We start from the raw sequence: 13,804 nt of genomic DNA on the forward strand, positions 1-13,804 counted from the left end.
TCTTACAAACCTTGGTTTGGGAGACGCGGTCGGATACGTCGGCAGATTCCTAAATGTACAATTTTTTGATACGTCCGGTATGTATACACCAACTGCAGGGACGAAAAGAATTATCGTTGAAGCCATAGGCGGCGGTGGGGCATCAGGTGGAGTTGGTGCAACTACAACAGCTAGAGTCTCAATGTCTGGCTGTGGAACAAATGGAGCTTATGCAAAAGTGTTAATCGACACCCCATCTGCCGCACCTGTCATTATCGGCGCGGGCGGGGCGGGCGTTGTTAATGCAGCCGGAAACAATGGAGGTACTACGTCATTTGGTTCATATTTTTCATGCCCCGGCGGTATAGGTGCTGGTCGGGGACAATCAGATATGGATCCCTCCAACATATATCAGGCAGCAACAAATGCGCGCGAGGCACCTCAACCAGTAATTAGTAGCGGCATAGTGATAAAAACCATGACTCCCTCGCCAACAATGTCCACGACAGTCTCATTAGGATATGGGTCGGCACTATTATCCTATCCCCCGTTTACCCACATGGGGGGAAACTACGGAGCCGGTGGGAATTCTGCATATACAACTCAAAATCAGCCAGCCAAGGCCGGGTTTTCTGGCGGGCCTGGACGGGTTATTGTGTGGGAGTATGCATAATGAAATACGCAATCGTAAATGGACAAGGCATCGTTGAAAACGTTGTTATTGCGGATGATACCAGCGCGTTTGATATCACGGGCTTATATGTTGTAGAAGTCGACGCCGCCGGGCCGGGCTGGATATATCAAGACGGGAAATTTTCGCCACCGCCAGAGCCTGAGTTAACGGGTGCTGAGCTACATGTAGCAGCTGAGGGCGAGAAGCTAGCGCGGCTACAGGCCGCAAACGTGATTATCGCGATGTTGGCCGATGCTGTCGAATTCAGCATGGCCACTCCCGCCGAGCACCAGCGTTACGATGAATGGCGGCGATATCGTGTACTGTTAACTCGCGTCGATACCGCCGCCGTTCCTGTTAACTGGCCGTTATCTCCAGCTGAGTAGGCCATTCAATAATTTAGGCCGTAGACATTACGGCCTAAGTTCGGGAAGGACTAGAAACTTGGATTTAAATTCCAATAGACGCGGGTCGTCATCGTCGATTGTACCTAGATTTTCGTAAATAGTAGGGTCTTGCGGCGAACCGAAAACATTGATTATTTAGGTTTCTGTTTCATCAGAAAATTGAACATAAGTAATCATATATCACCCATTTAACATATTTAAATTGTATATCCGCTAACACCAATTGTGGCGTTTGATACTCCCGGCGTGGACCATGAGAAATCGTAATAAATGGTTTGAGGTTGCGACATCAGAATCTCAAACTGTATGTCCCCCCCCATCGGCCCTGAATTCCCAGCATACGCCTGAAAAAAACCCACACCGTTAGCATCGGCGGCTATCCTGAGCGTCGCACTTCCGCCTCCGTCTCCTGAGTTACAAAACGCATAGCCCGTAACCGAAATCGCATTTTTTGGGGCTTGTGCAGACATACCTACCCACGTGTACCCGCCCGGATTAGCTGTCGTAACGAGCACATGCGATGGTGGCGTCGAAAATCGGCGCCCCCTTTGATATCCATTCCTAAATTGACCTGTGCTAGTAGTTCGCCATACCGACACAAGGGCGCTCGCGGTGTACCCGGCGGGCAAGTTTACCCCGGCGTAAATAGTTGGCGCGATAACTGAGGTTGTATCCGTGGCGAGTAAAGCAGAGTTGCCAGTTGACGGGTTAAAAATCAAATAGAGAGCCACCCAGCCGTTTTTCGGCGCAATTCCGGTATCAATGCCGCCAGCGCCAACCGTTAAAAGATTGAGCGTTTTATTAACGGCAGAAATCCGGTATTGCCGCCCCGCGAGAGGCTCGCCAACGATGACTATGTCGGCTGTCAACGTAGCTATTGCCGAGGCATTGGCGATGCTGATTTGCAAATTGCGAGAATCTCCAGCGCATCCAGTGAATCTGGATTCCATTAAACCAAGGTTTGTAAGAATGCCTTCCCCACCCACATTTGCCACAATAAGCCTCTTCAATCCAAAAACAGGACGCTGAAAATGGCAATCATCGGCTACGTTCGGGTTTCAACTAATGAACAAAACACCGAACTACAGCGAAAGGCGCTTGAGTGCTTAAACTGTGAGCATATTTTCGAAGATAAAATGAGCGGTAAAAAGGCCGACAGGCCTGGGCTAAAAAAGGCGCTGAGGCAGTTGAATTCGGGCGATACTCTTGTCGTGTGGAAGCTTGACAGGCTTGGGCGGTCAATGCGTAATTTGGTGTTGCTGATTGATGAACTGCACCTGCGGGGCGTGCACTTTCGCAGCGTCACGGACAGCATTGATACCTCTTCGTCCATGGGGCGGTTCTTTTTCCACGTGATGGGCGCGCTGGCGGAGATGGAGCGCGAGCTTATCGTTGAGCGAACGAATGCGGGGCTGGCCGCCGCTCGGGAGCAGGGGAGGATTGGAGGACGAAGGCCAAAGCTAACGGCAGAACAGTGGGAGCAAATAGGCCGCTTAATTGAAAAAGGCCACTCTCGCGCAGAGATTTCCCGTATTTATGACATATCCGAAAAAACAATCTATAAATACCATCCGGCAAAAAACTTCCCGCCAATAAAATAAACAAAACCGCCGCCGAAAATAATGTATTTCTTATTTCCGGCGGCGAATCTATTCCACTTCTATAGCTTATTTAATCCCCTCAAACCCCCGGCAGATCAAACGCCAGCACCTCGCTGTCACCGTAGGAAGTCACGCTAAGCGTCTCTTCATCCCACAGAGCGACGCCGTCGCTGGTGGAGGCCTGCACGCCGTTGACTTCAACCTGTCCCTTCACCACCTGAATCCAAACGCGTCGGCCTTTAGTGATGGGATATTCAGCCTTTTCTCCATGACTTAGCCCCCAGCGCCACAGCTCCATATCCTGATAGACTTTCAATGAACCGTCGCGCGCGTCCGGCGACAGCACCAGCTGGCGTGCGTGCTTTTCCGTAAATGATTTCTGCTCGTAGCGCGGTGCGATGTCCTGCTCGTTGGGAATAATCCAGATTTGATAGAAGTGCAGCGGGTCGGCTGCGCTCGGGTTGTACTCCGAGTGGCGAACGCCCGTTCCTGCGCTCATTATCTGGAAGTCACCGGCCGGAACCCGCTCTTTGTTTCCCATGCTGTCCTGATGCTCAATGGCGCCTTCCAGCACGTAAGAGAGGATCTCCATATTTTTGTGAGGGTGGGTCGGGAACCCCTGACCGGGCGTTACCCTGTCCTCGTTAATCACGCGCAAAACGGAGAATCCCATAAAGTTCTCATCGTAATAGTCGGCAAATGAGAAGGTGTGCCAGCTGTCCAACCAGCCGTGATTGGCGTGGCCGCGCACGTCGGCTTTACGTAGATAAATCATAATGAAACCTCCTTAACGTTTGAGTTAAGTGTAGTCCATTGAGTCCGCCAAGAAAGCGGAATTAAGTCACGAAGAGGGTCAAAATAATTGAATAAAGAGTGATGAACCAAGCAAAAACGGCGTTCTTTATCGGAACGCCGTTTTTACTGAAGGTAAAAAAGGGCTACTGTGCGATGGCGTCCAGCAGGTTTACGCCGCTGTGTTTAGACATCGCCTTACGATAGGCGTCCACCTTGGCCGGATAGCGGACGTCCTTAACGATAGACATGCCGCGCAGAGAGGGGAACAGGTGGATATCGTCGACCGACAGTTCGCCGTTGCAGGCTTCAGGCGACTGGATCAGCGCATCAAGCCTTTGCAGATCCTCTTCCAGGCGCGCCTTCAGCACGGGCGTGTTCTCAAGGTGCTGGGCGAAGCTGCCAATAGCGGCCTCTTTCTTTTTCGTGAAGTAGGCGCGGGCGGACGGCGTACAGAATTCGGCAAACTCGGCCTTGGCGTAGCGCGGGATCAGCAGTTGATTAAGATAGGCGGAGACGTCTCTTAGCCAGTCAGCGATAGCGGGATTAGTTTTCCCCGTCAGCACCGGTTTATCGAAGCTTTCGTCAACGTAGTGCACGATGTCCATACTTTCCGGCATGCAGTTGCCGTTGTCCTTTTCCAGAATGGGCGCCATCTTTTGGCCAATCATGCTGATGGGCGTTTCTTCGTCGTCGTTAAGCAGGGTTATCATCTCAAACGGAATGTTCTTTAGGCCGAATATCATGCGCGCCTTCACGCAGTAGGGGCAGTGATCGTAAACATAAAGTTTCATAACGGAGTCCTCAATTTAGGCCAACGGAACGGCCCGTAATTTGTGGCGTTAACCCAGAGCGCGGGTGGATATTACGATTATCTCACCGTTGCTGTCGCGGTGAAAGGCGCTTTCGAGCCATATGCAAGGTTAGTCGATGGAGCTGCACAGTTCGATTAAGATCCCCGATGGAGAGCGCACGTAAGAGACCGTCTGCCCCCAGGGCATGGTTTGTGGCGCCTTGAGCTCAGTTGAGCCATAGAGCAGGGCGGAGGCGTGGGCTTTCACGACGTCGTCGGTCACCAGTGCGATTTCCATACCCAGCGGCTTTTCGCTGTCGCCGCAGTGAACGTAGCCGTCGGGAAAGTGGCTGTCGCCCAGCAGCCTGTCGGCGAAGGCCAGTACGGTTTCTCCGGTATCCAGCTCGCCGTAGGTTCCACTCTCATGCAGGAAGCGAGTGGGCAAATCGAAGGCCTGATTGAAAAAGTGGAGCGTTTTTTCCACGTGGTCAACGTAGACGATCGTGTAGCCGAATTTCACCATGATGATTTATCCCGTGGGTTCGTCACTGTTTAAATTATGAACGAACCCGCAGGAAAGTGCACGTTAGGCTTAACGCAGATGGGCCGGGCGGCCGTGGCTTGGACGGTAACCGTTTGAACGATATCCGGGGCGGTAGCCGTTGTAGTACGGGCGAGAGGTAGCTTTATAGCCGTTGCGATAGCCGTGATTGTTATAACGGTGGTTGTAACGATTGCTGTAGCTATTATTGTAACGACTGTTGTAGTAGCGCTTGTAGTTGTTGTGGCTGGGACCGCGGTAGTGCTTGTTATGGTATGACGAACTGCTATGGCGCTGCTGATGGCCATGGTTGCTATTACCGTGGCGATTATGTGACGCTGCGTTTGCCGAAGCGCAGAATGAAACGGCCAGTATGGCGACGAGCAATATTTTCTTTAGCATTTCCGTATACCCCTTATTAGAGAACTTATCTCTATCATTGCAGCTGAAAAAAAATGTTCAACGCGACCGAAGGCGTTTTACGCTTTTTTTACGCTTGCCTGACGGAAAAGGAGCGAGGCACAAAAGAAAGGCGCCGAAAAGGCGCCCTGAATAGAGAAACTGAAAGGAGATACGGCCTAAATATCCAGACGTTTTGCCTGCCACCTGCGGGATTTCCAGCGCCAGGTATTGGCGATGCCGCGCAGCCATTCGTCGCACATAAAGCCGATCCAAATCCCCATAATGCCCATTCCCATCTTGATGCCCAGAAAGTAGCCGATGGGGATTGAGACGCACCACATGAAAAACAGCGCGGTCTTGACCGGGAACCAGGCGTCGCCGGAGGCGCGCAGGGCGTTGACCATCACGATGTTGAAGGTTCTCCCCGGCTCAAGGAAGACAGACAGGATAAACAGCGGCAGCAGCATGTTGATCATATCCTGATCTTTCGCCAGCAGGCCCATGATGTTCTTGTCAAACAGCCAGAACAGCACGACCACAACGATGGTGGCGATAATGCCGAACCTCAGGCTCTTGAACGTCCGCCGATAGGCGTCTTCAAAGCGCTTGGCGCCGACCAGATGGCCGACGAAGATCTCGTTACCGATGCTGACGGCGATGCCGAACATCATGACGAACAGCGCGATCTGGAAATAGAGCGTTTGGGCGGCCAGTGCGGTTTCCCCCATCAGGCCGATAAATGCGTTAGCCGTCATGTAGTGCAGCATCCACAGCAGGTTCTCACCGGCGGCGGGCAGGCCGATGTAGAGAATTTTCCCCAGCAGGTCTTTGGACCAGTGAAAGAATTGGCGAAACTCCAGGCGAATGCGCAGGCCGTAGTTAAGCAGGCAGGCCAGCAGGATAATGCAGATCACCCGCCCGAACACCGTCGACCACGCGACGCCCACCAGCCCCGCATCGAACACGTAGAGCGCAAAAATGTTGCCGACAATGGTGATGGCGTTGACGATAAGCGTCACGTACATCGCCACCTTGGACTTGCCGTACACCCGCAGGCAGGCGGCCAGAATCAGCGACACCGCTTCCGGGATCAGGCAGATGCCGATAATGTGCAAATAGTTGAAGCCGTCCTTCATCAGGTGCGGCGGCATGTTCATGGCTTCCAGCGCGAAGTTGCCGAAAAAGAACAGCATGGCGGCGCAGAAAAGGCCGATAACGAAGTTGAAGGCGATAGAGACGTGAATGGCCTTTTTGGCCACTTCCGGCTGGCGCGCGCCCAGATACTGCGCGATAACCACGCTGCAGCCCACGCTGATAAAGCTGAAGATAGTGATGCACAGGTCAAACACCAGGTTGCCCGGCCCCATCGCGGCCAGATAGGAGGTGGAAACCTGGCTGACCATGTAGGTATTAATCAGCAGAGTAGAAAAGTGCAGCAGGAGATCGATAAAAATCGGCCAGCTCAGCGAAAACAGCGATCGCTCAGTAACATCGTTATGATGCATTTAAAAACCTTAATGACTTTACTTAAAGGCGTTCAAGGAACCGGTCCAAGAGCCCGTCTGGAGAGGGGAAAAATCCGACGCGTAGTGTATCATCGTTTAACAATTAGTCTCCAACAATAAACGCGCCTTTTATTCGTTTTTCAGCCGCAAACGTATCGCTTTTTAAGCTAACCCCGCTTTAAGTCATTGCTCTTTCCTGAAATTTTATAAAAAACCGCTGGGGGATCGCTTTTTTCCGATGTTATGCTAGGCGACGTAGTTTGTTTTTGTGTCGTCGCCGCGGCTGGCGGCGAAATAAGAGCGGCTTCGGATAGGTATAAAACTATAACGATGAATAGGGAAAGAACGTGGTTAAGAAAATCAGAGCAGCGGTTGTCGGCTATGGCAACATCGGAAAATATGCGATAGAAGCCCTGAATGCGGCTGATGACTTTGAGATTGCGGGCGTAGTGCGTCGCAGTGCTGGCGATAAACCCGCGGAGCTGGCGGCTTATCCGGTGGTAGATTCCATCGATAAGTTGGACAACGTTGACGTCGCCATTCTGTGCTCTCCGACGCGCGCGGTAAAAGAAGTGGCGCTTCAGATTTTGGCTAAGGGAATCAATACCGTCGACAGCTTTGACGTCCATTCGCAGATCGTCGACCTGAAACATTCGCTGGATCCGGTCGCCAAGGCCAACGGCGCGGTATCGGTCGTTGCCGCAGGTTGGGATCCGGGCTCTGACTCTATCATCCGCGCACTGATGCTGGCGATGGCGCCCAAAGGGATCACCTATACCAACTTCGGGCCGGGGATGAGCATGGGGCACTCCGTTGCCGCCAAGTCTATCAAAGGCGTTAAGGACGCGCTGTCCGTGACCGTTCCGCTAGGCACCGGCGTTCATCGCCGCCTGGTCTACGTTGAGCTGGAAAGCGGCGCAGATTTCGACACCGTTGCCCGTACGCTCAAGGCGGACGACTACTTTGCTTCTGACGAAACCCACGTCAAGCAGGTCGACTGCGTAGACAGCCTGAAAGACATGGGCCACGGCGTACACCTGACCCATAAGGGCGTTTCCGGCGCGACGCAAAACCAACTGTTTGAATATTCAATGCGGATCAACAACCCGGCGCTGACCTCTCAGTTTCTGGTATCCGCCGCTCGGGCGACCATGAAGATCCCCGTAGGAGCCTACACGGTGATTGAAGTGGCGCCAATCCACTACCTGCCGGGCGATACCGATAAGCTTATTGAGCGCTTGGTATAACCTGTTGATATAGCACATCGGTAAAACAGGCGCGGCCCCGTTTCCAAACTGGATACGGGGCCGCATTTTTTTGTGGTTAACGCGGTACGCGAAGCCCTCCTTCAACGCCTTTGGGGCTTAGCAGAACCTGCCAAAGCTGAATATCTCTGGCCCTGAAAGCGCCGGCGCAGGCGTTAAGGTAGTAGCTGAACATGCGTTTAAAGCGCTCGTCGTAGCGTGCGGAAAGCTTATCCCAGCTTTGGATAAACCGCTGGTGCCACGCCATCAGTGTCGGATCGTAATCTGCGCCAAAGTTGTGTAAATCCTCAATGACAAAGCGTTTTTCACAGGCGTGCGCCAGATTGGCTACTGACGGCAGGCAGCCGTTGGGGAAAATATAGCGGTTTATCCAGGGATCGACGTTGTCCTTGGTTTCTTTAGAGCCGATAGTGTGCAGTAAAAACAGCCCGTTAGGCTTAAGGTTGCGAGAAGCAACGTCAAAGTAGGTGACATAGTTTTTCGGGCCGACGTGCTCGAACATGCCGACAGAAACGATGCGGTCGTAGCGGTTATTGAGCGAGCGATAGTCTTGAAGCAGGATATCTACGTCCAGCTCGCGGCAGCGCTCCTGCGCCAGCTTCTGCTGTTCTTTGGAGATGGTCACGCCCTGCACGCTGACGCCATAGTTTTTCGCCGCAAAGGCGGCTAACCCGCCCCAGCCGCAGCCGATGTCCAGAAGCGTCATGCCCGGGCGCAGCTGGAGCTTCTCGCAAATCATTTTCAGCTTGTCCTGCTGGGCCTGTTCAAGCGTCGTCGCCGTTTTCCAATAGCCGCAGGAGTACTGCATATAAGGGTCGAGGATTTCATTGAACAGATCGTTGCCGAGATCGTAATGGCGTTCTCCCACCATCCAGGCTCGCCGCTTTGACTGTAGGTTGAACAGGCGTGAACCGGCGATACGCATCAGATCGCCGATGCGCTTGGGTATGCTGTTTTCAAGGCCGGCGCGCAGAACGCGATGAAAAAACATGTCCAGACGCGCGCAGTCCCACCATCCGTCCATGTAGCTTTCTCCCAGCCCCATAGAACCCTGCTGCAAAACGCGTTTAAAGAAGTGGGGGTTATGAACCTGAATGTCGAACGGGCGCGAGCCGTTAATCGTAATGTCTGCTTTTTGCAGTAGTTCCACGGTCATTCGATACCAGGAATTGGCCTGAATGCCGATATCTTCAATATAAGATGAGCTCATAGTTTCTCCGTCACTTTGTCGTAACGCTCGCCGCCTCAGAGGTATTTGAGGTAAAGGGAGGCCGAGCCTGGCCTGGAGCCGCAGCGCGTCACGCGAATGCTGTCAGTTACAAAATAAAGAGAAAAACCCAAAGGAATGTCGGTCGGGTTAGCCAGTCCGTTGGCCAATGGCGGTATGGTCCACTACCGTCAAGAGATGATAAAACGCAGTACGTATTTTTAGTTATCAATTTGTTAAGTATAAAACCAGAAAATAGGATGTTCAAAGTCTAGTCTGGCCTAGAATGCGGGTGTTTTTATTCCATATCATTATTAACGCACGGTGAGCCGTAAAGCCAAGAGAAAGGCGTAAGGTCCTATCATTTTATTGTCGAAGGCGGATAACGCGGTTATGTTACGTCATGTCCGCTTAGCCAAAGAATAAAAACCAGGAGCCTCTGATGACCGTCATTCCCTGCACTCAGCTTATTTACGCTATGTCGGCGGATAACCCGCCGGCGTGCCGCGCAGCGCCCAATACGGACCTGCTGTTTCAAACCTGCGACTGCTTTGAAGACCAGATTACTTCCGTCGACACGCCGTTTGACCGCCTCGACTGGCAGCGCATCAATCCGGCGACCGGGCCGGTTTGGATTGAGGGCGCGGAACCGGGCGACAGCCTGAAAATAGCCATCAAGCGCATTACCATCACGTCTTCGCAGGCGGTGATGGTCACGCTACCGCAGCTCGGCGTGCTGGGCGATGAGCTGACAGAAGCGAAGGTGAATATGGTTGAATTGTCTGATGGCGTAGCTTACCTGCCCGGCGGCGTCTGTGCACCCGTTCGCCCCATGATTGGCGTTATTGGCGTGACGCCGGAAGGCGAAGCCGTCTCCTGCGGTACGCCGGACGATCACGGCGGCAATATGGACAGCAAAATTATCCGCGAGGGTACGACGCTGTGGCTGCCGGTCAACGTGCCGGGCGCTTTGCTGGCGTTGGGCGACCTGCATGCGGGAATGGGGGACGGCGAAGTGTCTGGCTGCGGTCTGGAAGTCGCCGGCGAGGTGCTGCTGTCGGTCGAGGTCGTTAAGGGGAGCCCCTATCCGCTGCCGATGGTGACGGATGACGACAGGGTTTATACTTTGGCTTCCGCCACCATGCTGGACGACGCGTCGACGCGGGCGACGAAAAATATGGCTCGGCTGCTGGTGGAGCGGGCAGGACTTAGCCCAGAGGATGCCATCAGCCTGATGAGCATCACCGGCGATCTGCAGGTGTGTCAGGTGGTTGACCCGAAGAAGACCTGCCGTTTCGCGATGCCGATGGCAGTGCTTAATCAGTTAGGCGTCTGCCTGTGATTTAGGAAAGCTGATGGCGCTTTGTGACGGTAAATATAAGGAGATGTATATGTCCCAGCTTGGGAAGTGGCTCGCGTTTGCCGCATTTGTGATAGTGGGCGGTTTTTCCCTGTCGGTTCAGGCAGGCGATCCCGGCCCTTATCGGCTCGCGTTTGTTGATATTTCTGAGCCTTCCTATCAGGACGGACAGGCGCTTGCGATAGAGCTGCGAAAAATGGACCGGCTTTCGGAAGTGCAGAAAGAGTACTGTTTCTTATGCAACGGAGCGAAAGACAACTACTTTATCGACGTGATTTATCTGTACACGCTGCCGGTCGGGCTGGATATTGACGATCTGCGCGCCGCCGTCGGCGGTGACGATGAGGCAAAACGCCGCATGCAGACGGTCATTAACCGCTTTGTCGACTACGACGGCGCAGGGATTGACGGCCTGCTTATCTATCTGCATCAGGAAGGTAAAGTCAGCGTTTTTACCATGGACAGGAAGATTGGCTCAAAGCTGCTGGAAGAGAGCAAACCGGTTAAAAACCGCCTTCTGCCCTCAAGCCTGGATACGCTGCTGGAAAAGGCGGCAGCGAAGCTGGAGCGGCCCGTTTAGAGAAATTAAGGCATAAAAAAACCCGATTTAATCATCGGGTTTTTACATTCCGGGACTGAGTTGGTCGCTCTGGCCACAGTGAGACTCTCTTTAACTAACGTCTTAATATTATGCCTTCATCAACGTAAACGCAATGCCTGAACTAGATGTCTATTCACAGCGCATTCAGAACGCGCGTATACTCAGTAAGTTAGTTATAAAAAGCGTTTTTCTACTTCTGCCCACCTCACGCGCGGGTTTGAAAGTCCTGGCTGAAGCTACGGGTGGTGCCGGTTTCAGTGCTCTGGCAGGAGTGAGACTCTCTTTAACTAACATTAGAGTAAGCCGTGGTGACAGGCTGTGTAAGAGTAAGCCGCGGCGTTCTCGCTCCCTTTATAGGGAAAACGGATGATTGAAAAAGCGATCGTCGTTCTGGGGGCGTTAATCGCGCTTCTTGAGCTGATCCGCTGCCTTCTCCAGTTAATGGGCTGATAGCGGAAACGTAACTAAGGCCGAAGGCTAACCTCCTTCGGCCTTTAATATGCAGGCAAAACGTCAGACCGGTTTTAATCACCTGTAAAGCGATTATTTTCTATAGCAAAATTTTCTGTGCCAAGCTAGGTATTTTGCTGTTCTAGAAGGGAATTCTCCAACATTACAAGGGGATAATCCTAATTGATGAAGTACCTCTTTTTTAAGCTGAGGGCTTATCATCATATCCCCGTTATCTTTAAAGCTAATCCAGCCATGATCGAATAAATGATCGACGTGTGGTGCAAGCATGAGGCCATTATAAGGGTCTACTTTTTCGATATTATCCGAATGGCGCCAAGGCTTAATATGACTGGCTTTCAGAAAATCGGTATCAGCAATTTTTGTTACTCGACAGTACGGTTCAAGATCGATGACATCTTTTCTAAACTTCCCTTGAGCTATCCTAGCCGTTATAAATCGCTGTTTTTCCGTTTCAGGAATATCCGTATCTGATAGCACGTATTCTTCAAATTGCTCAATATCTTGTTGTTCTAAAGAGATATCGTGGCAGATACCTAATTCTGCAAAGCTAGAAACCTCTGTTAAAGAAAGGAGCAAGATACTTAGATCTTGACTAATCTCAGCAAGATAACAACTTTGCATTCCATTCCCCGTTTGCGGGTGGATAGGGAAATGTTTAGCGCTAAGCAGTGGGGATATTTGTGTAATATAGTCAGACGGCTTGATTTTGTTTTTTACTTCGTGAAATTCAACGTCAACTCTCCAGCCATCAGAATTCCAACTCTCTCCCGTTTTGCCAAACTCTTCAGGCCTACTACTTGAATAAGCTGCTGTTTTTGCTATGCCGTAGGCTCGAAGGGTTGATGAATAGGAAAAGATAATGTCTCCAGGATTAACTCTCAGGAGGTTATCGTAAGTTACGTTAGTAGCACCGTTTTTCTTTCTTTTAGGGGCCCAAATGTAACCTCCTTCCCGCTCTTGTTTGCCCGTTTGTTTATGGTTTACCCAGAAAAAGCGCTTGCCCATAAGGAACTCTCTAACCTAATACCGAATGTTAATAGTTTATCTTACTCATAAGGATAACTTAAGGAAAAATACGGCATTCTCTCTTTAGTTAAGAAAGATAAGGATAGAAGCAGATGGAACAAAAAGTTGTATGCTATTTCCCATTTTCGTATTAGCGAGCAGGATCAGTAGTCATCCGTTAATTTATTGATTTTTAATTATAATTTATGTCGTTATTTTTCTTTGCTTTGTTCAACGCTAAATTCAGCTTCCTAAATATAGCGCCTTCTCACGACTGGGTTTAGAGAAAGAGAAATTATTTTTAGTGATGAAAATGTTCATAGCGCATTGCTAAGTATTTAAATAGATGTATTCATCTAAATGGGGCTATTCGTGGTGTGTTTTTATCAAATGACACAGTTTGACAAAAGCGTTTCAAATGTTTTCGATATAATCATTTGTGTTTGTGAAAGGTGTTGTTATAATAACGCGTCTCATTACGTTTTTTTGTTGTTGAAACAAGGAGTGTTTAAATGATGCTTTCAACAGCGCGACCTATCGGTGAAGGCCGTCATCGGAAATGCTTTGTCCACCCTGATAATCCCACCCAGTGTATAAAGATACTGTTTAATAAAGAGAGCGGTGGTGAAAAAGAGGTCAAGCGAGAGCTTGCGTATTACCGCCGTCTTCAGGCTCGCAACATTGATTGGAGCGGGCTTCCTAAGTATTTTGGCGCCATCGAGACCGACCTTGGCGTGGGGCACGTTTTTGAATTTGTTTGCGATGCCGACGGTTCGCCGTCAAAAGCGCTTTCTCACTACCTTGAAGATGAAACCGACAGATTGAGCAGCTCTCAGCTGGTTGCTTTGCTCAAGGCTTTAAAAGAGTACCTGTTTCGTAACCAGATCGTGACGATGACCATCAAGCCGCAAAACATCCTGCTGCGTAAAGAGGCCACGGGAAAAGGGCGCTTAACGATCGTGGACAATATTGGTGAAGGTACGCTTATTCCTCTGGCAACCCTTAGTCAATTTTTCTATGAAAAGAAAATGGAGCGCGTGTGGAAGCGCTTTATTGAAAAGCTGATTGAGAGTGGGCAGTCGAAGAAATTAGAAATTCTTATACCGGGTCAGAATTCGTTAGATCTTAGCGCCAAGCAGGTCTAGGCGCACCGCCGTAGAGGTGTGCCTAGAATAAAACGATTGGGTAGCCGGTCTGCC

General features: G+C 51.0%; 15 protein-coding genes and 1 pseudogene. 8 read left to right on the forward strand and 8 right to left on the reverse strand.

Annotation, left to right across the window (positions count from 1 at the left end):
• Both G544_RS22405 and G544_RS20360 read left to right on the forward strand, forming a co-directional pair.
• Positions 1-652, forward strand: a pseudogene (locus G544_RS22405) (hypothetical protein); the annotation flags it as partial.
• Positions 652-1,038 (forward strand): tail fiber assembly protein, encoded by a 387-nt coding sequence (locus G544_RS20360; protein ID WP_051155694.1) that lies wholly within the window; start codon positions 652-654, stop codon positions 1,036-1,038. The pseudogene G544_RS22405 and the gene G544_RS20360, both read left to right, overlap by 1 nt.
• Positions 1,039-1,256: 218 nt before the next feature.
• Here the strand turns inward: G544_RS20360 and G544_RS20365 are convergent, their stop codons facing one another.
• Positions 1,257-1,967, reverse strand: coding sequence for a phage tail protein (locus G544_RS20365; protein WP_187125593.1), 711 nt, complete (start codon positions 1,965-1,967; stop codon positions 1,257-1,259).
• Positions 1,968-2,090: 123 nt separating this feature from the next.
• Here G544_RS20365 and G544_RS0110625 point away from each other — a divergent pair, with 123 nt between their 5' ends.
• Positions 2,091-2,660: a recombinase family protein gene (locus G544_RS0110625; RefSeq protein WP_036023854.1), complete on the forward strand. Its 570-nt coding sequence runs from the start codon at positions 2,091-2,093 to the stop codon at positions 2,658-2,660.
• A 79-nt stretch (positions 2,661-2,739) separates the two neighbouring features.
• Here G544_RS0110625 and G544_RS0110630 read toward each other — a convergent pair whose 3' ends face one another.
• From G544_RS0110630 to G544_RS0110650, 5 genes are all read right to left on the reverse strand, one after another.
• Positions 2,740-3,435 (reverse strand): pirin family protein, encoded by a 696-nt coding sequence (locus G544_RS0110630; RefSeq protein WP_027274582.1) that lies wholly within the window; start codon positions 3,433-3,435, stop codon positions 2,740-2,742.
• Positions 3,436-3,598: 163 nt separating this feature from the next.
• Positions 3,599-4,246: a glutaredoxin 2 gene (grxB, locus tag G544_RS0110635; RefSeq protein ID WP_027274583.1), complete on the reverse strand. Its 648-nt coding sequence runs from the start codon at positions 4,244-4,246 to the stop codon at positions 3,599-3,601.
• Between the two features lie 129 nt (positions 4,247-4,375).
• Entirely contained in the window at positions 4,376-4,768 is a 393-nt protein-coding gene (locus G544_RS0110640) for a VOC family protein (RefSeq protein WP_211218904.1), read from the reverse strand.
• Positions 4,769-4,837: 69 nt separating this feature from the next.
• Positions 4,838-5,188 carry a hypothetical protein gene (locus G544_RS0110645; RefSeq protein WP_027274585.1) on the reverse strand — a complete coding sequence of 117 codons (351 nt, stop codon included), beginning with the start codon at positions 5,186-5,188 and terminating at the stop codon, positions 4,838-4,840.
• A 176-nt stretch (positions 5,189-5,364) separates the two neighbouring features.
• Complete coding sequence (locus tag G544_RS0110650; protein ID WP_027274586.1) at positions 5,365-6,693, reverse strand: MATE family efflux transporter; 1,329 nt, start codon at positions 6,691-6,693, stop codon at positions 5,365-5,367.
• 347 nt (positions 6,694-7,040) lie between these two features.
• On the opposite strand from G544_RS0110650, the gene G544_RS0110655 reads away from it, so the two are divergent.
• Complete coding sequence (locus G544_RS0110655; RefSeq protein WP_027274587.1) at positions 7,041-7,940, forward strand: diaminopimelate dehydrogenase; 900 nt, start codon at positions 7,041-7,043, stop codon at positions 7,938-7,940.
• A 76-nt stretch (positions 7,941-8,016) separates the two neighbouring features.
• On the opposite strand, the gene cfa is transcribed toward G544_RS0110655, so the two are convergent.
• Positions 8,017-9,168, reverse strand: a complete 1,152-nt coding sequence (cfa, locus tag G544_RS0110660; RefSeq protein ID WP_027274588.1) for a cyclopropane fatty acyl phospholipid synthase — start codon at positions 9,166-9,168, stop codon at positions 8,017-8,019.
• Between the two features lie 439 nt (positions 9,169-9,607).
• Here cfa and G544_RS0110665 point away from each other — a divergent pair, with 439 nt between their 5' ends.
• The 3 genes from G544_RS0110665 to dinQ all read left to right on the forward strand — a co-directional run bounded on the left by G544_RS0110665 (position 9,608) and on the right by dinQ (position 11,576).
• A complete protein-coding gene (locus G544_RS0110665; RefSeq protein ID WP_027274589.1) occupies positions 9,608-10,507 on the forward strand; it encodes an acetamidase/formamidase family protein in 900 nt (299 codons plus the stop codon).
• Between the two features lie 49 nt (positions 10,508-10,556).
• Positions 10,557-11,105, forward strand: a complete 549-nt coding sequence (locus tag G544_RS0110670) for a hypothetical protein (protein WP_027274590.1) — start codon at positions 10,557-10,559, stop codon at positions 11,103-11,105.
• 387 nt (positions 11,106-11,492) lie between these two features.
• The gene (gene dinQ, locus G544_RS21985; RefSeq protein WP_081650777.1) at positions 11,493-11,576 is read left to right on the forward strand and encodes a damage-inducible type I toxin DinQ; all 84 of its coding nucleotides are present in this window, start codon (positions 11,493-11,495) and stop codon (positions 11,574-11,576) included.
• Positions 11,577-11,669: 93 nt separating this feature from the next.
• On the opposite strand, the gene G544_RS0110680 is transcribed toward dinQ, so the two are convergent.
• Positions 11,670-12,605, reverse strand: a complete 936-nt coding sequence (locus G544_RS0110680) for an HNH endonuclease (protein WP_027274591.1) — start codon at positions 12,603-12,605, stop codon at positions 11,670-11,672.
• Positions 12,606-13,117: 512 nt separating this feature from the next.
• On the opposite strand from G544_RS0110680, the gene yrbL reads away from it, so the two are divergent.
• Positions 13,118-13,750, forward strand: coding sequence for a PhoP regulatory network protein YrbL (gene yrbL, locus G544_RS0110685; protein WP_027274592.1), 633 nt, complete (start codon positions 13,118-13,120; stop codon positions 13,748-13,750).
• Positions 13,751-13,804: the final 54 nt, after the last annotated feature.

The sequence above is a fragment of the Leminorella grimontii ATCC 33999 = DSM 5078 genome, assembly GCF_000439085.1.
Taxonomy (GTDB): domain Bacteria; phylum Pseudomonadota; class Gammaproteobacteria; order Enterobacterales; family Enterobacteriaceae; genus Leminorella; species Leminorella grimontii.